The following is a 15,409-nucleotide window of genomic DNA, read 5'->3' as shown; positions in this document are numbered from 1 at the left end:
GAACCGACTATACGACAGACGTCAAGACAGCCCGGTGTCTCGGCTGTGCGGCCTCGCGTCAGCGCACGTCGAGTGCGACGACTCCGGAGACGTACCGGCCGCCCTTGACGTCGCCCAGCGGGACGAGCCGGGGGAGCGCCAGCGGGACGCCGTCCTCCGCGGTGGACAGCAGGAGCGGGCGGCCGCCGGTGCGTTCTTCGGCGAGCGTGACGGCGGCGCCGTAGCCGTCGTCGCCGACCGCCACGACCGCCGTGTCCGCGCGGGGGACCACACCGGCGACCAAAAGGACCAGGGCCAGCGACGGCCCGGTCTCGGAGTGGGTCTGCTGGCCGGTGCCCGAGCCGAAGGACGCGGTCACCGTGCGGGCGGGCAGGTGCGCCAGCAACGCCGGCGGCAGCGTGACCGACCGGCGCGCGGTCGTGATCCGCACGGCCCGCCCGGCGGGTGCCGCGGCCGACACCGCGACCCGCACCTGCCGGACGTCGGCCACGAACCGACTGCGGTCCCGGTCGCCCGGGACGACCAGGTCGATCCCGTGGCGGGTCGTGAGCACCGCGGGGTGGTTGCCGAACGCCGGGTCGAGCTCCGCCAGCGCGAAGGTGACCGACCGGTGCGCCGAGCCGGTGACGGTCAGCGTCACGCGCAGGGCGGTGTTCTTCCCGGGCGGCAGCACTGGCGCGGCCGCGGCGACCAGTTCGGTCACATCGACGCCACTGGGCCCGCCGAGCGCGTCGAGCTGCGAAGCGGTGTAGGACGCCGGGGTGGTGACCGCGCCGTCGATCGTGACGGTCCGGGTCGACGCCGTCGCCGGGGCGGCGACCCCCGCCACCAGTGCGGCGGACAGTGCGAGCACACGGAGCAGCATCCGGCCTCCTCGGGTCCGCGGGTGCGGAAGAGATCGCCGGATTCTAGCCGAGCGAGCGGCTCAAAACTCCGTGTTCTTCCGCCAATGCCCGAACAGCGCGGAATCGCCGGAAATCGTCAACCGCGGGTCGTCCTCGGGGATCCGGCCGGTCAGCGCGAGGAGGAGATCGGCCGCGCGCCCCTCGACGACGACGTCCGCGTCGCCCCGCGCGTGACTCACCTCGACCGCCGACGGCGTCCGCCGGGCCAGCCAGTCGTGCTCCGGCTCGGTGGCACGGAACAGCAGCGCCTGCCCGGTGCCGCGCAGGGCCGTCCGGTCCAGCGCCGGGTGCTGTAGTCGCGAAAAGACCACGACGAGGTCGAGGCCCTCGGAAATGCCGTCCGCGGCGAGCTCGCCGTCGACGTCGTAGGGCGTCCGCGTGGCGAGCGCCGCGTCCGCCCGGTGGACGACGGTCTCGTGGGTGAGCCGCCGCGTCCAGAACCCGGCCCGGGGGTCGGGCGTCCAGGTCGACGTCGGCGTCTCCGGGCCGACGTCGGTCACCGCGGCGACGAGCCGCCGTGCGCCGTCGACGAGCCAGCCGCCGAGGGCGTCGAACGCGGGCGGGTCGTCGACGGTGACCGCCTCGAACGGCACGTACGCGGTGGGCCGGCTCTCGATGATCGCCGCGGCTTTGTAGTAGGCCAGCCCGACGTGGCAGGCGAGGTCACGCAGCGACCACGCGGGACACGTCGGGACGCGCAGGCCCGGGTCGGCGCCCGCGATCGCCGTTCCGAACCGTCGCGCCTCGGCGACCAGGGCGTCGGCCAGCCGCTCGTGGCTCAGGGACGTCACCTGGTCACCGTAAACCGGACGACGGCGGCCGTGGGGGTGTCATCGGCTGCCCCGAAGGTCACCCCCGAGGACCTGGCCCGACTGCCGGAGCCGCGCCGCGCGGGTCGTCAGGTATCGCTGCTCCGGGGTGTTCGTCGTCCGCGCGGCGGCCGCGTCGTAGTGCCGGACCGCCGCCGCGACGTCCCCGGCGAGCTCCAGCAGGTGCGCGCGGACGGCGTCGAGCCGGTGCCCGGTCAGCCGGTCGCCGAGGGTGTCGAGCAGGGCGAGGCCGGCGGCCGGGCCGTCGACCATGGCCGTCGCGATCGCGCGGTTGAGTGTCACGACCGGGTTGTCGGTCATCCGCTCCAGCAGCCGGTAGGTCCCCAGGATCTGCGGCCAGTCGGTGTCCTCGACGCGCGGCGCGATGTCGTGCGCGGCGGCGATCGCGGCCTGCAGCCGGTACTCGCCCGCGTCACCGCGCTTGAGTGCGTCGGTGACCAGCGCGACGCCCTCCCGGATCTGCCCGCGGTCCCACTTCGCCCGGTCCTGCTCGGCGAGCGGCACCAGCTCGCCGGACGGCCCGGTCCGCGCCGGGCGCCGCGCGTCGGTCAGCAGCATCAGGGCCAGGAGCCCGGCGACCTCGCCGTCGTCCGGCAGCATCCCGTGCAGGAGCCGGGCCAGCCGGATCGCCTCGCCGGACAGCTCGGCGCGGTGCAGGCGGCTGCCCGCGCTGCTCGTGTAGCCCTCGTTGAACACGAGGTAGAGCACGTGCAGGACCGACCGCAGCCGGGCTTCGCGCTCGTGGTCGTCCGGCAGCCGGAAGGGGACGTCCGACGCCTTGATCCGGCCCTTGGCGCGGCTGATCCGCTGCGCCATGGTCGCCTCCGGGACCAGGAACGCCCCGGCGATCTCGGCCGTCGTCAGGCCACCGACCGCGCGCAGCGTCAGGGCGATCGCCGACGCGGGGGTCAGCGCCGGGTGACAGCACAGGAACAGCAGGACCAGCGTGTCGTCGGTGTCCGGGACGTCCGCGGGCGGGACTTCGCGCGCCACCGCCTCCTCCCGGCGGCGCCGCGCCTGCTCGCTGCGCAGCTGGTCGGTCAGCCGGTGCACGGCCGCCTGGATCAGCCACCCGCGCGGGTTGTCCGGCAACCCGTCGGACGGCCACAGCCGCGCCGCCGCGAGCAGCGCTTCCTGCACGGCGTCCTCCGCGGCGTCGAAGTCGCGAAAACGCCGCGCGACGACGCCGAGGACCTGCGGCGCGAGCGTGCGCAACAGGTCCTCGACCCCTTCACCGGCCATCAGGCGGGCGCGCTCATCACCTGGCGGACCTCGATCGGCTGCTGGATCGGCACGCCACCCGGCCCGGGCGCGGCCGAGGCCTTCGCCGCGATCTCCAGCGCGCGCTCCTCGCTCTCGACATCGACGACCCAGTAGCCGGCCAGCAGCTCCTTGCCCTCCGGGTACGGCCCGTCGGTGACCACGGGGCTGGTCCGGCCGTCGAAGACCACCGTCTTCGCCAGGTCGGGCCCGGCCAGGCCCTGCGCGTCGACGAGCTCGCCCTTGTCCCGCAGCTCGGCGTCGAGCGCGCGCTGGAAGTCGATGTGCGCGCGGATGTCCTCCGGCGGCCACTCGCCCATCGGGAGGTCGCACGCGGCGCTTCCGGTGTAGCTCATCAGCAGCATGTACTTCGCCATGATCGGCTCCTCTCCGCGCCCCGGTGGCGCGTTCACGGGTAAGGACGGAGCCCGGCCCGCCGTCTCTACATCCCTTGCCGATTTTCGACCCAAGTTTTCGCCAGCCGTTTCGGCGCCCGGCACAACCACGCCTCGACCCCGACGTCGGGCACGTACGCGCACAGCACCGGCCCGGTCGGCGCCCGCGCGCCGAGCGCTTCGACGTCGCCTTTGCGCAACGGCCGCTCCCAGGCGAACCCCTTCTTGCCGACCTGCCAGGCCAGGTGCCCGCGCGCGCTGTCCTCGGCCACCTCGGGCAGCCCGCGCGCGATCCGGCCGACGTCGTCCCAGCTGGCCACGGAGATCAGGATAATCGCCGAGGTGACCGGGGAACTGAAACGTGCTCGCATCGGTGTCTCCATCGTCTTCGCGGTGTGCGGGGCGGCGTTCGCGACCTGGCTGGCCCGGGTGCCGGCCGTGCAGGCGCAGCTCGGGCTGACGACCGGGGAGCTGGCGACCGGGCTGTTCGGTCTCGCGATGGGATCGGTCGTGGCGCTGCTGGCCGCGGGGGCGCTGCTCACCCGGATCGGCAGCCGCGCGGCCGTCGCGCTGTGCGCCGTCGTGCTCTGCGCGGGGCTGCCGCTGGTCGCGTTCGCCTGGTCGACGCCGGTGTTCGTCGCCGCGCTCGTCGTGCTCGGGGTCGGCAACAGCCTGCTCGACGTCGCGATGAACGCCCACGCCGCCCGCGTCGAGGAGGGCTACGGACGCCCGATCTTCGCGGGCTTCCACGCCTTCTGGAACATCGGCGGCCTCGCCGGCTCCGGCGTCGACGCCCTGATGGAGGCCTTGCACGTCCCGGTGGCGGTGCACTTCCCGGTGGCCGGGGCGGTGCTGCTCGCGCTCGCGCTGTGGGGCCGGTCGCGGTTCCTGACCGGCGCCGACCGCGGCCAGGGCGAGACGGCGTTCGCGTGGCCGAGCCGCGCGCTGGTGCCGCTGGGGGTGATCGCGTTCTGCGGGTTCGTCGCCGAGGGCGCGGTCAACAGCTGGAGCGCGGTGTACCTGGCCGACGTCACGGACGCGACGCCCGCGCTCGCGTCGCTGGGCTACTTCGCGTTCTCCGGGACGATGATCGCGGTCCGGCTGGTCGCCGACCGCGTCGTGGCCCGGACGGGCGCGGTGCGGTTCGTCCGCGTCGCGACCACGGTCGCGGTCCTGGGGTTCGCCGTGGTCCTTTTCGCGCCGTGGCCGTTCGCGGGGATCGTCGGCTTCGCGGTGGTCGGGCTCGGTGTGGCCGGGATTGTGCCGATCGCGTGGAGCGTGGCCAGCCGGAAGCAGGCCGACGCGCCGGGCCGCGCGGTCGCCGCCGTCGCCGCGTGCGGGTACCTCGGCTTCCTGGTGGAGCCGGTCCTGGTCGGCGCGCTGGCCACCCGGATCGGGTTGCACTGGGCGCTGTCGTCGGCGGTCGTGGTCACTTTCGCGATCATTTTCCTCGCGCCGTCGCTGCGGGTGCGGGAAGCCACGCTCACGCGGTGAGCAGCCGCTTCAGGCCCTCGGCGGACGGCGTGCCCGGCGCGGCCGTGTAGACCAGCAGCCGGTGTTCGCGGCCCGGGACGGCGAGGATTTCGCAGTCGAGCTCCAGCGGGCCGGCGACCGGGTGGACGGTCCGCTTGGTGAGCGTCCGCTGCACGACCACCTCGCGCTCGGCCCACAGCCGGGGGAACTCCGGGCTCTCGCCGAGCAGCTCGTCGACGAGCGACCGGACCGCGGGATCGGCCGGGTACCGCCCGCTCGCCCGCAGGTCGGCGACGCAGAGCCGGGCCAGCTCGAGCCGGTTGCCGGTGATCGTGTCCCCGGTGTCGAACAGCCGACGCAGCCGGTTGCGCCGCCGCGCCGGCCACCCGGCGGGGTCGCCGATCAGCGCGACCAGCATCCGGTTCCAGGCGACCATGTCGTACCCGGCGTCGATGACCATGGCCGGCACGTCGCCGAGGCGCTCGAGCAGCCGCAGGACGTTGTCCGGCACCGGCCGCGGCGGCGGCACCGGGGCCGGGCGGGCCAGCCGCCGCAGGTACGCGTGCTCGTCGCCGCTCAGCCGCAACGCGTGCCCGAGCGCGGCGAGGACCTGCTCCGACGGCTGCGGCCCGCGGCCCTGTTCGAGCCGGACGTAGTAGTCGATGGAGATACCGGCGACCAGCGCCACTTCCGCGCGCCGCAACCCGGGCGTCTGCCGTCGCGGGCCGGGCGCCAGGCCGACGTCGGCGGCTTGCAGCCGGGCTCGCCGGCTGCGCAGGAACGCGCCCAGTTCGACCTTGTCCACGCCACCATCATCACCCCGCGCCGGGGTGGTACCGCCAGTGCCTACCCCGCGTCGCCGCTTCGCGACCAGCCTGGTCACATGACGATTCTGGTGAGCGGAGCCCGCGGGAACGTCGCCCGCGCGCTGGTGAGACTTTTGCTCGAAAACGACCACGAGGTGCGCGCGGCCGGCCGCGACCCGCGCGCGACGCGCCTGCCCGCCGGCGTCGACGTGGTGGCGGCCGACCTGGCCCACCCCGAAGGCTGGGACGTCGCCCTCGACGGGGTCACCAAGGCGTTCGTCTACGCGGGCACGGCCGGGCTCGACGGCTTCCTCTCCCGGGCGAGCGGCCTGGCCCAGGTCGTCCTGCTGTCCGCGTTGGGCGCGGACCCGACGTCGGACGACGCCATCACCCGCGCCCACGGCGAAGCCGAAGAAGCAGTGCGCGCCGCCGGGATCCCGTGGACGTTCCTGAGGCCTGGCGGATTCGCGACCAATCGCCTGATGTGGGCGGACGCGGTTCGGGCGGGCGTCGTGCGCGACCCGTTCCCGGACTCGCACTCGGCTTTGGTCCACGAAGCGGACATCGCCGAGGTCGCCGCATGTGCGCTGACCGCATCGGGGCACCTCGGAGCGGCCTACGCGCTGACCGGACCCGAATCGCTCACGGTCCGGCGCCAGGCGGCGCTGGTCGGCCAGGCGGCCAGGCGCCCGGTCCGTGTCGAGGCCCAAGACCTCGACGACTACCGGCGTGAACTGACTGCGGTGCTCGAGGCTCGCGGACTGGGTCGCGTCGGTTCCGCCGAGGTGGTCGAGGCCCGGATCCGGCGGCTGGCCGCCTTGGTCGACCGGCCGCAGCCGACGACCGAAACCGTCCGGGAGATCACCGGCCACGCGGCTCGCGGCTTCGCCGAATGGGCCGCCGACCACGTCCGGGACTTCGCCTGACTCAGCCTTCGTGGTCGCTCAGCAGCCGACGGACGGCCTCCAGGTCGCCCTCGACGGTCATCAGCTCGGCGCCGATCGCGACGTCCAGGTCCGACGGCGTTTCGAGCAGCGCGTTCAGCGTCGGCGGGTCGGTCCGGATGGTCGCGTCGGGCGCGACGGGCTCGCCCGGCTCGACGGTCAGCCGGCCCGGCTCCGTCCGGACCGTCCACACGCGGGCATCCAGCTCGACGCGGTAACAGGCGGTTCGGCGGGGCCGTGCGGCCCCGCGGAGGAACAGCAGCACGGACGTGACGCCGAGCGTCGCGGGCCGGGGGAGCGGGACGCGGGTGGCCCAAGCGCCCAGCGCCAGCACGATCGGCTCCAGCTCGCGACCCCACTCGGTCAACTCGTAGACGGTCGAGCCCGCCGGCGGCGGCAGCTTCCGCCGCGCGACCACACCGTGGCCCTCGAGCTCGCGTAGTCGATCGGTGACTAAATTCGTGCTCGCACCCGGCAGCGCGCGGCGGACGTCGGAAAACCGCTGCGGGCCGAGGAGCAGCTCACGCACGACGAGCAGCGCCCAGCGTTCGCCGACGACGTCGAGCGCGCGGGCGGTCGCGCAGGCGTCACCATAGGTCCGGCTGGTCGGCATGGTTCGAAGTTAGCATCGCATGGTTGTTTTTAACAACTACGGCAGCGTACGGTCAGGGGCCTGGATGTCCACGGGAAGGAACGGTCATGAGCCGACCGGTCGTGCACTTCGAAATCATCGGCACCGACCCCCGGCGGCTGCGCGGGTACTACGGCGAGCTGTTCGGCTGGAAGTTCGACACGTCCGGACCGGTGTCGGACCAGGTGTCGGAGGCGGGCAACTACGGCTTCGTCGAAACGGACGGCATCCCCGGCGGCGTCGGCGGCGGCGCGGGGCACGAGAGTCATGTCGTGTTTTACGTCGGAGTTCCGGACGTCGCCGCGGCGCTGGCGGAAGCCGAACGTCTCGGCGGCACGCGCCGGATGGGCCTGGACCGCGCGCCGGGGCGCGACCTCGTGGTCGCCCACTTCACCGACCCGGAGGGCAACCTGGTCGGGCTCGCCGGGCCGGCCTGAACGCGCTCATGCTTCGGCGTTGGCCCGGTCGATCGCCGCCATGTTCTCCTCAGCCCAGTTCCGCAACGCGGCCAGCGGCACCTCGAGGGACAAGCCCAGGTCCGTGAGCCGGTAGTGCACCTTCGGCGGCACCGTCGGCTCGACGCGGCGCGCGACCAGGCCGTCGTGGGTCAGCGAGCGCAGCGTCACCGAAAGCATCTTCTGGGAGACGCCCGGCATCCGTCGCTGCAAATCGGCGAAGCGCACTTCGCCCGGATCCGCCTCGGCCAGCACCTTGACGACCATCGACGTCCACTTCGTGCCGATCCGGTCGAGGAGCCGACGCGTCGGGCACGCGGGGTCGAACAGGTCACCGCGCGGGGAGGGGGTCACCTGGAGCTCACCACCTGTCGGGAAAGTGCCGTCTTGGCCGGGCGGCCGAAGTTACCTACGGTTTTCTGGTAACCAATGGTAACCGAGAGGAAGTCATGCTGCGGGTGAACGGCATCGAGATCAACGCCACGGTCACCGGGGAGGGGCCGGCCGTCCTGCTGCTGCACGGTTTCCCGCACACCTGGCGGGTGTGGGCCGAGGTGATCCCGCACCTGGCGAGGCGGCACCGGGTCATCGCCCCGGACCTGCGCGGGCTCGGCGCGTCGGCCCGCCCGGCCGGCGGCTACGACGCGGGCGCCCTGGCCGACGACGCCGAGGCCCTGCTCGACGCCCTCGGCGAACCGGCAGCCACGGTGATCGGCATCGACGCGGGCGCGCCGCCCGCGTTCCTCCTGGCCATGCGACGCCCCGAGCGCGTCCGCGGGCTGGTCGTCATGGAGTCGCTGCTGGGCCGGCTGCCCGGGGCCGAAGACTTCCTGACCGGCGGGCCGCCGTGGTGGTTCGGGTTCCACGCCGTCCCGGAGCTCGCCGAGACCGTCCTCGCGGGGCACGAAGCGGAGTACGTGGACTGGTTCCTCGACGCCGGCACCCTGGGCCGCGGCGTGCCGCGTGAAATTCGCGACCAGTTCGTCGCCGCCTACACCGGCCGCGACGCCCTGCGCAGCGCGTTCGCCCACTACCGCGCGATGCCGGTCAGCGCCCGGCAGATCGCGGACGCCGTCGCGGCCACCCGGCTGACCGTGCCGACGATAGCGATCGGCGCCCACCCGGTGGGGGACGCGCTCGCCCGCCAGCTGCGGCCGATCGCCGACGACCTCGTGGCCCACGTCGTCGAGGACTGCGGCCACATCATCCCGCTGGACCGGCCCGACGCACTGGTGCCGCTGCTGGTGGCGTTCCTTGACCTCCACCACGCTGGAGCTTCAAGACTGGTGTCATGACGATCTGGATCTGCGGGACCTGCGGGGTCGAACACCCCGACACCGACCAGCCCCCGGCGGGCGAGTGCGCGATCTGCGCCGACGACCGCCAGTGGGTCCCGGCCACGGGCCAGGAGTGGACGACGCTGGAGAAGCTTTCGGCCGACGGCCACTCCGTCGTGCACGAGGAGCTGGAACCGGGCCTGCACCGGTTCAACCGGGAACCGTCGTTCGGCATCGGCCAGTGGACGCACCTGGTCCGGACGGCCGAGGGCAACCTCCTGTGGGACCCGCCGAACCACCTCGACCCCGCGCTGGTGGCCGAGGTCGAGGAGCTCGGCGGGGCGGCGGTGATCGTGGCCAGCCACCCGCACATGTACGGCTCGCAGGTCAGCTGGAGCCACCGGCTCGGGCATATCCCGGTGCTCGTCCACGCCGCCGACCGGCAGTGGGTCCGGCGGGAGGACCCGGTGATCCGGGAGTGGTCCGGCACCGAGCGCGTCCTGCCCGGGGTGACGCTGGTCGAGGCGGGCGGGCACTTCCCGGGCGCCGCGGTCGCCCACATCGAGAACGACACCGGCGGCACGCTGCTGGTCGGCGACACGATGGTGCCGGTCGCGGCGGCGGGCTGGGTGACGTTCATGCGCAGCTACCCGAACAAGATCCCGCTGTCGGCGGCCCTGGTCCGACGCATCGTGGACCGGCTCGAGCCGTACGAGTTCGACCGCCTTTACGGCCTGCTGGGCGGCACGGTCCTCGGCGACGCCAAGGGCGCGGTCCGCCGGTCCGCGGAGCGCTACATCGCCTGGGTCAGCGGGGCGAACGACCACCTCGGCTGAGTTCGTTTGGTCGCCGGAACGACCAAACCACGGTGCGGGCCGCTCACGCCGTGGGTCGGCCGGCCCCCGCGTAGTCGTCGCCGTCCTTGCGGTACGAGTGGACCTGCACCGCCTGGCCGGTCTGCGGCGCGTCGATCATCTGCTGGTTGCCGATGTAGAGGCCCACGTGGTGGATCTTCGTCGCCGGCTCGCCGTAGAAGATCAGGTCGCCCAGCTGCGGGTCCGTCACGTGCTGGACGCTCCGGAACTGCGTGTCCGCCGTGCGCATCAGCTTGACGCCGGCGCTGGCGTACGCCGCCGTCGTCAGGCCCGAGCAGTCGAAGCCCGGGTCGTTGCCGCCGGTGCCGTTGCCGCCCCAGATGTACGGGAGCCCGATCTTGTCGATCGCGAAGTTGACCGCGCTCAGCACCGCCGCGTTCGGCGCCGCCGTGCCCTGGCCGACCGTGCCGTAGACGTTGACCGTCGCCAGCGTCCGGTGCAGGAACAGCGGCGCGGCCTGCAGCGTCGCGACCGAGTCCCACCAGACCTGGCCCTGGGAGAGGTCGTGCCCGTCGGCGCACAACGCGCGGCCGGTGGTCAGCGCCGCGTCGTCGATGTTCTGGACATCGGGCTTCCCGCCCGCGTAGCTCGCCTGGTACTTGGCCCAGTTCGCCGGCGAAACCTGCATCGGCCCGGCAGCGTTCGCCGTCGAGACGACCTTGTTGTAGAAGTCGCGCACCTCGATCGTGCCCAGTGCCTTGTCCAGGACGCCGGTGGTGCCGATCTGCCCACCCTGCGCGCGCCCGTGGTCCGTGGTCACTTTTCCGACCGCGGCCAGCGTCACCCACGACAGGTGGCAGCCCGGGACGTCCTTGGCCAGCTTCGTCGTCGCCTTCGCGTAGCCGACCATCGCACGCAACGGGACGTCGAGCCACTGGCTGGTCTTGGACGCCCAGGCGTCGAACTCGCTCGCTTCGGGCACCTTCGGCGGCGCCGACGTCCGGGGTGGCGGCGTGGTCGTTTTTTTGACAGACGGCGTCGGCGTGCCGGTCGCCGCGGCGTTCGTCGCCTCCTCCTGCTTCGGCGCGAACTGGACGCCGGCCACGAGCGCGGCGGCGACCACGACGACCGCGGCCACCACGATCGCGGGCTTCCGGCGCCGGGGCGCGGGCGTTTCCTCCGGCACGATCTCGGGCTCGTCGCTCACCGCGCGGCTCCGGTCAGCCGGTCGAGGACGAAACCACGCAGGCCGTCGAGGTCGGTGTCCATCGCGACCTCGATCGGCCGCCCGGGACTGAACTGCGGATCGTCCTCGCCGAGCCTTCGCCGGTCGACGAGCGTCTGCCCGCGCGCCGGGCCCAGCCCGCAGTCGACGTCGACGCGGTAGGTCTCGCTGTGCAGGATGCCCGGCGAGATCGCCTCGGCGACCGCGACGGCGTCGTGCATGACCATCCGGTCCTCGCCGAACACGCGCGTGTAGTGCTGGCGGTAGGTGGAGGTGAGTCCTTCCAGGACGGCGCCGATCGGGCCGGACGCCGCGAGCTTCGCCAGCCAGTCGGCGTCGACGGCGCAGCGGTGCGTGAGGTCGAGCGGCACCAGCACGACCGGGACGTCCTCCTCGACCAGCACGCGGCGAGCAGCTTCGGGGTCGCTCCAGATGTTGAACTCGGCGGCGGTGGTGCTGTTGCCGAACGTCACCCCACCGCCCATGATCACCAGCCGGCCGATCTTCGCCGCCGCGCCCGGGTGCGCCGCGAGCAGCGCGGCGATGTTCGTCAGCGGCCCGATCGGGGCGATGGTCACCGGCTCGTCGGACGCTTCCAGCAGGTCCAGCATCAGGCGCACGGCGTCGCGCTCGTCGAGCGGCCGGGTCGCCTCCGGGAGCGTGTAGGAGTGGCCCGACAGGCCGTCGCCACCGTGGACTTCCTTGGCGTCGCGCGGCTTCGAGTACACCAGCGGGCGCGCCGAGCCGGCGGCCACCGGCACGTCGGTGCGGCCGAACAGCTCCAGCAGGCGGCGGGCGTTGGACGTCGTGCGATCCAGGGGGACGTTGCCGAACACCGACGTCACGCCCAGCAGGTCGACGTCCGGCGACAGCGCCGCCAGCGCGATCGCCAGCGCGTCGTCGACGCCCGGGTCGGTGTCGATGATCAGCTTCGTGCCCATCCAGCTCCCCTGCCTGAACCCGTCTGCCTGTGAACCCGTCCCGCACACAGGTTACGGTCACGGGCATGACGTCGATGTGGGGTGCGCCGGTGCTGTCGCGGGCGCGGGCCTGGCGGCGCGCGCGGCGCGACCCGCGGCAGGCGAAGTTCCTGACCGCCGACTCGCTGCGCTGGGTGCTGCGCAACCGCGCGTACACGCCTTGGTACCTGGTCCGGTACTACCGGCTGCTGAAGTTCCGGCTCGCGAACCCGCACATCATCCTGCGCGGCATGCTCTTCCTCGGGAAGAACGTGGAGATCCACTGCCGGCCGGGCTACGGGCGGCTGGAGATCGGCCGCTGGGTGCACATCGGCGACGGCAACGCCATCCGCTGCCACGAGGGTTCGCTGCGGATCGGCGACAAGTCCGTGTTCGGCCGCCAGAACGTCATCAACTGCTACCTCGACATCGAGCTCGGCGCGGCCACGCTGGTCGCCGACTGGGTGTACATCTGTGACTTCGACCACGTCATCGCGGACATCCACGTCCCGATCAAGGACCAGGGCATCGTGAAGTCGCCGGTGCGGATCGGACCGGACACGTGGCTCGGCACCAAGGTCAGCGTGCTGAAGGGCACCCGCATCGGCCGTGGTTCGGTGCTGGGCGCGCACGCGGTCGTCCGCGGCGACATCCCGGACTACTCGATCGCGGTCGGCGCGCCGGCCCGGGTCGTCCGCAACCGCGAAGAGGACTACGCGGCCGACGCGGCGCGCCGTGAGGCTGTCGCCGACATGGCGCGGAAGGCGAACAAGGCGCTGCAGAAGACCCTGGAGCAGTAGAAGTACTCAGTCGCTTCGCCCTCGCGCCGGACATACTGACCGGATGGGGGAGATCCGGACCGCGTGGGCCTCGGTCGTGCTGGCGCTGTGCGCCGTCGGCCTGCTGCTCGTCGTGCCGTTCTTGTTCTTGCAGGGTTTCGCGGCGAGCTTCTCGGTGTTCGGCACTAGCTCGCACGCGGGCGACGGCTACCTGACCTGGGCGGCCTGGCTCGGCGCCGGGCTGCCGCTGGTGGGCGTGGTCGTTTCGGCGACCACGCGTCGGCGCGGGTGGACGTGGTTCTTCGGGATCTGCCTGGTCGTCGCCATCGCGGTTGCCGGGCTGAAGTGGGTCGACGACGTCCGGCACGCGCCGCCGCCTCCGCCGGGGCCACGCCACTGCGTCGAGCGCAGCGGCGGCGGCAACGAATGCCCGGGCGACTGACCTACTCCTCGAAGGTCATCTCCGGCGGCGGCCGGCGGAAGCCGCGGGTGATCGCCGTCAGGACGACGATGCCGATCGCCAGCCAGACCAGCCCGAAGATCAGCGCGATGCCGTCCAGGTTGACCAGCAGCCACACATCGACCACGGCGCCGATCACCGGGAAGACCACCCAGGTCAGCACGCGTTTCCCGGACCGGTCGCGCAGCCACGTCGCCAGCACGCTGACGTTGACGAACGTGAACGCGGTGAACGCCCCGAAGTTGATGAACGACGTCGATGTGCTGACGTCCAGCGACAACGCGACCAGCCCGACCAGCCCGGTGAGGACGATCCCGAACACCGGGGTCGCGAACCGCGGCTGCAGTTTGCCGAAGATCCGCGGCAGCACGCCGTCGCGGCCCATCGCGAACATCAGCCGGGACGCGCTCGCCTGCGCGGCGATCCCCGACGCGAACTGCGCCACGACGAGGCCGGCGAGGAAGAACGACGCGAAGAGGTTGCCGCCGATCGTCGTCGCGATTTCGAACGCGGCCGACGACTCGTCGGTGAAGGCGCTGCCCGGGTGGGCGAGCTGGGTGAAGTAGGCGAGCACGACGAAGATGCCGCCGCCGATCAGCGCGGTCAGCAGGATGGCGCGGGGGATCGTCTTGCGCGGTTCGGTCGTCTCCTCGGTCAACGTCGTCACGGCGTCGAACCCGAGGAAGGAGTACGTCGCGAGCGCGGCGCCGCCGGAGATCGTGCCCAGCGTGCTGCCGGGGTGGAAGAACGGCTGGGTGCTGGCCAGCGCGCCGCCGACGTGCAGGACCTGCTTGACCGAAAGAACGACGAAGAAACCGATCACCAAGATCTGGAAGGCCATGAGGACGAAGTTCGCCTTCTCGGCGATCTTGATGCCCAGGACGTTGAGGATCGTGGTCAACGCGATGAAAGTGATCAACCAGATCCAATTGGGCACCGCCGGGAACTCGGCCGACAGGTAGGCGCCGCCGATCAGCCAGATCACCATCGGCAGGAAGAAGTAGTCGAGCAGCACCGCCCAGCCGACGAGGAACCCGGCGCGGGCGTCGACGGCTTTCCGGACATAGGTGTAGGCCGAGCCGGCGACCGGGTGGGTGGCGGCCATCTTCCCGTAGCTCGCCGCGGTGAACAGCATCGCGACCAGGGCGAGCAGGTAGGCCGACGGGACGGTGCCCTCGGTCGTCGTCGCGACGATGCCGAAGGTGCCGAGCACGATCAGCGGCGCCATGTAGGCGAGCCCGAACAGGACGACGCCGGGCAGCCCGAGCCGGCGCTGCAGGGCGGCCGGGGCCGCGGCCGTGGTGGTCATCGGTCGTCTCCTTCTCGTGGGCGCCAGCGGTCCGGGTCGATCCGGCCCTGGTAGAGCGGCAGGTCGAGGGGTGTGTCGGTGGGGGTGAACTGGTCCCACACGCGGTTGGTGCCCGCGGTGCCCACGCGCCGAACGCGGGCCACCTCGTCGAGGTCGATCGTGTGGGCGAGGACGCCTTCGCCGGGACCGGGGAGCGCGGCAAGGATGTCGCCCTCGGGCCCGACGAGCAGGCTGTCGCCCATCCCGAACGGTCCCGCCGTGTTCACGCTGGCGACGAAGACCTGGTTGACGATGGCGTTCGCCCTGGCCAGGACGAGCTCCTGGGCGCGGTCGGGGGTCGTGGTCTGGACGGGGTTGAGCACGACCTCGGCGCCCATCCAGGCGAGGTGTCGCGTCACTTCGGGGAACCACGCGTCGTAGCAGATGGAGAAGCCGACGCGGCCGGCGTCGGCCAGGTCGGCGACAACGAACCGGTCACCCGGGTCGTACGGCTCGTGGGGCCGCCACGGGAAGACCTTGCGGTACCAGCCGGCCAGCTCACCTCGCGGCGAAAAGACCAGGGCGGTGTTGAACAGCTCGCCGTGGTCGCCCGCTTCGCAAACCGTCCCCGGCGCCAGCCAGATCCCCAGGTCGCCGGCCAGTTCGGCGAGCTCCTGGGTCCTGGGGCCGTGCAGGGGCTCAGCGAGGGCGCGGAGCTGCTTCGTGCGTTCTTCGCCTTCGCCCTCGACGCCGCAGAGGTGCAACTCGGGGAAGGCGGCCAAGCGCGTGTCCGAAAATCGGCCAAGGACGTCCTCGACCTCGCCGGCGAACCCGGCGGACCCGGGCCGGGGCGGCGCTTGCACCAGGGCGATCGGCAGTGGTCGCGACATGGACGAAAAATAGTCCA

19 protein-coding genes are annotated in these 15,409 nt (G+C 72.6%); 7 read left to right on the top strand and 12 right to left on the bottom strand.

All coding sequences use genetic code 11. The features are described from left to right. Window positions 1-58: 58 nt before the first annotated feature. The 5 genes from M8542_RS41975 to M8542_RS41955 form a co-directional block, all read right to left on the bottom strand. Complete coding sequence (locus M8542_RS41975; protein WP_257925964.1) at window positions 59-865, bottom strand: hypothetical protein; 807 nt, start codon at window positions 863-865, stop codon at window positions 59-61. Window positions 866-925: 60 nt separating this feature from the next. After that, complete coding sequence (locus tag M8542_RS41970) at window positions 926-1,696, bottom strand: maleylpyruvate isomerase family mycothiol-dependent enzyme (RefSeq protein WP_257925963.1); 771 nt, start codon at window positions 1,694-1,696, stop codon at window positions 926-928. Window positions 1,697-1,735: 39 nt separating this feature from the next. Continuing rightward, window positions 1,736-2,977 (bottom strand): RNA polymerase sigma factor, encoded by a 1,242-nt coding sequence (locus tag M8542_RS41965; protein ID WP_257925962.1) that lies wholly within the window; start codon window positions 2,975-2,977, stop codon window positions 1,736-1,738. Further along, window positions 2,977-3,372, bottom strand: coding sequence for a YciI family protein (locus tag M8542_RS41960; protein ID WP_257925961.1), 396 nt, complete (start codon window positions 3,370-3,372; stop codon window positions 2,977-2,979). Before M8542_RS41960 ends, M8542_RS41965 begins: the two co-directional genes overlap by 1 nt. Before the next feature lie 65 nt (window positions 3,373-3,437). Continuing rightward, on the bottom strand, window positions 3,438-3,710 hold the full coding sequence (locus M8542_RS41955; RefSeq protein WP_257925960.1) for a hypothetical protein: 273 nt from the start codon (window positions 3,708-3,710) through the stop codon (window positions 3,438-3,440). A 22-nt stretch (window positions 3,711-3,732) separates the two neighbouring features. Here M8542_RS41955 and M8542_RS41950 point away from each other — a divergent pair, with 22 nt between their 5' ends. Continuing rightward, window positions 3,733-4,884: an MFS transporter gene (locus M8542_RS41950; RefSeq protein WP_257925959.1), complete on the top strand. Its 1,152-nt coding sequence runs from the start codon at window positions 3,733-3,735 to the stop codon at window positions 4,882-4,884. Here M8542_RS41950 and M8542_RS41945 read toward each other — a convergent pair. Beyond that, entirely contained in the window at window positions 4,874-5,668 is a 795-nt protein-coding gene (locus tag M8542_RS41945) for a helix-turn-helix transcriptional regulator (RefSeq protein WP_257925958.1), read from the bottom strand. The genes M8542_RS41950 and M8542_RS41945 overlap by 11 nt on opposite strands. Window positions 5,669-5,746: 78 nt before the next feature. On the opposite strand from M8542_RS41945, the gene M8542_RS41940 reads away from it, so the two are divergent. Then, a complete protein-coding gene (locus M8542_RS41940; protein WP_257925957.1) occupies window positions 5,747-6,595 on the top strand; it encodes an SDR family oxidoreductase in 849 nt (282 codons plus the stop codon). Window position 6,596: 1 nt separating this feature from the next. Here M8542_RS41940 and M8542_RS41935 read toward each other — a convergent pair whose 3' ends face one another. Then, complete coding sequence (locus tag M8542_RS41935) at window positions 6,597-7,226, bottom strand: winged helix-turn-helix transcriptional regulator (protein WP_257925956.1); 630 nt, start codon at window positions 7,224-7,226, stop codon at window positions 6,597-6,599. Window positions 7,227-7,312: 86 nt separating this feature from the next. Here M8542_RS41935 and M8542_RS41930 point away from each other — a divergent pair, with 86 nt between their 5' ends. Beyond that, complete coding sequence (locus M8542_RS41930; RefSeq protein WP_257925955.1) at window positions 7,313-7,681, top strand: VOC family protein; 369 nt, start codon at window positions 7,313-7,315, stop codon at window positions 7,679-7,681. Window positions 7,682-7,687: 6 nt separating this feature from the next. On the opposite strand, the gene M8542_RS41925 is transcribed toward M8542_RS41930, so the two are convergent. Next, entirely contained in the window at window positions 7,688-8,053 is a 366-nt protein-coding gene (locus M8542_RS41925) for a winged helix-turn-helix transcriptional regulator (protein ID WP_257925954.1), read from the bottom strand. 95 nt (window positions 8,054-8,148) lie between these two features. Between M8542_RS41925 and M8542_RS41920 the strand changes: the two genes are divergently transcribed. Both M8542_RS41920 and M8542_RS41915 read left to right on the top strand, forming a co-directional pair. Continuing rightward, complete coding sequence (locus M8542_RS41920) at window positions 8,149-8,994, top strand: alpha/beta fold hydrolase (RefSeq protein ID WP_257925953.1); 846 nt, start codon at window positions 8,149-8,151, stop codon at window positions 8,992-8,994. Next, entirely contained in the window at window positions 8,991-9,812 is an 822-nt protein-coding gene (locus tag M8542_RS41915) for an MBL fold metallo-hydrolase (protein WP_257925952.1), read from the top strand. The genes M8542_RS41920 and M8542_RS41915 overlap by 4 nt, the downstream gene beginning before the upstream one ends. Before the next feature lie 43 nt (window positions 9,813-9,855). Here M8542_RS41915 and M8542_RS41910 read toward each other — a convergent pair whose 3' ends face one another. Together M8542_RS41910 and M8542_RS41905 are read right to left on the bottom strand one after the other, a co-directional pair. Then, window positions 9,856-10,998: a C40 family peptidase gene (locus M8542_RS41910; protein WP_372508741.1), complete on the bottom strand. Its 1,143-nt coding sequence runs from the start codon at window positions 10,996-10,998 to the stop codon at window positions 9,856-9,858. Beyond that, on the bottom strand, window positions 10,995-11,957 hold the full coding sequence (locus M8542_RS41905; protein WP_257925951.1) for a nucleoside hydrolase: 963 nt from the start codon (window positions 11,955-11,957) through the stop codon (window positions 10,995-10,997). Before M8542_RS41905 ends, M8542_RS41910 begins: the two co-directional genes overlap by 4 nt. Window positions 11,958-12,022: 65 nt before the next feature. Here M8542_RS41905 and M8542_RS41900 point away from each other — a divergent pair, with 65 nt between their 5' ends. After that, entirely contained in the window at window positions 12,023-12,775 is a 753-nt protein-coding gene (locus M8542_RS41900; protein ID WP_257925950.1) for an acyltransferase, read from the top strand. A gap of 43 nt (window positions 12,776-12,818) precedes the next feature. Continuing rightward, entirely contained in the window at window positions 12,819-13,196 is a 378-nt protein-coding gene (locus M8542_RS41895; protein ID WP_257925949.1) for a DUF6234 family protein, read from the top strand. A gap of 1 nt (window position 13,197) precedes the next feature. Here the strand turns inward: M8542_RS41895 and M8542_RS41890 are convergent, their stop codons facing one another. Next, on the bottom strand, window positions 13,198-14,523 hold the full coding sequence (locus M8542_RS41890) for an APC family permease (RefSeq protein ID WP_257925948.1): 1,326 nt from the start codon (window positions 14,521-14,523) through the stop codon (window positions 13,198-13,200). Then, window positions 14,520-15,392 (bottom strand): carbon-nitrogen hydrolase family protein, encoded by an 873-nt coding sequence (locus tag M8542_RS41885; protein ID WP_257925947.1) that lies wholly within the window; start codon window positions 15,390-15,392, stop codon window positions 14,520-14,522. The genes M8542_RS41890 and M8542_RS41885 overlap by 4 nt, the downstream gene beginning before the upstream one ends. Window positions 15,393-15,409 lie beyond the last annotated feature (17 nt).

Source organism: Amycolatopsis iheyensis, assembly GCF_024703995.1.
Lineage (GTDB): Bacteria > Actinomycetota > Actinomycetes > Mycobacteriales > Pseudonocardiaceae > Amycolatopsis > Amycolatopsis iheyensis.
This window is presented reverse-complemented; position numbering and strand designations above follow the sequence as displayed.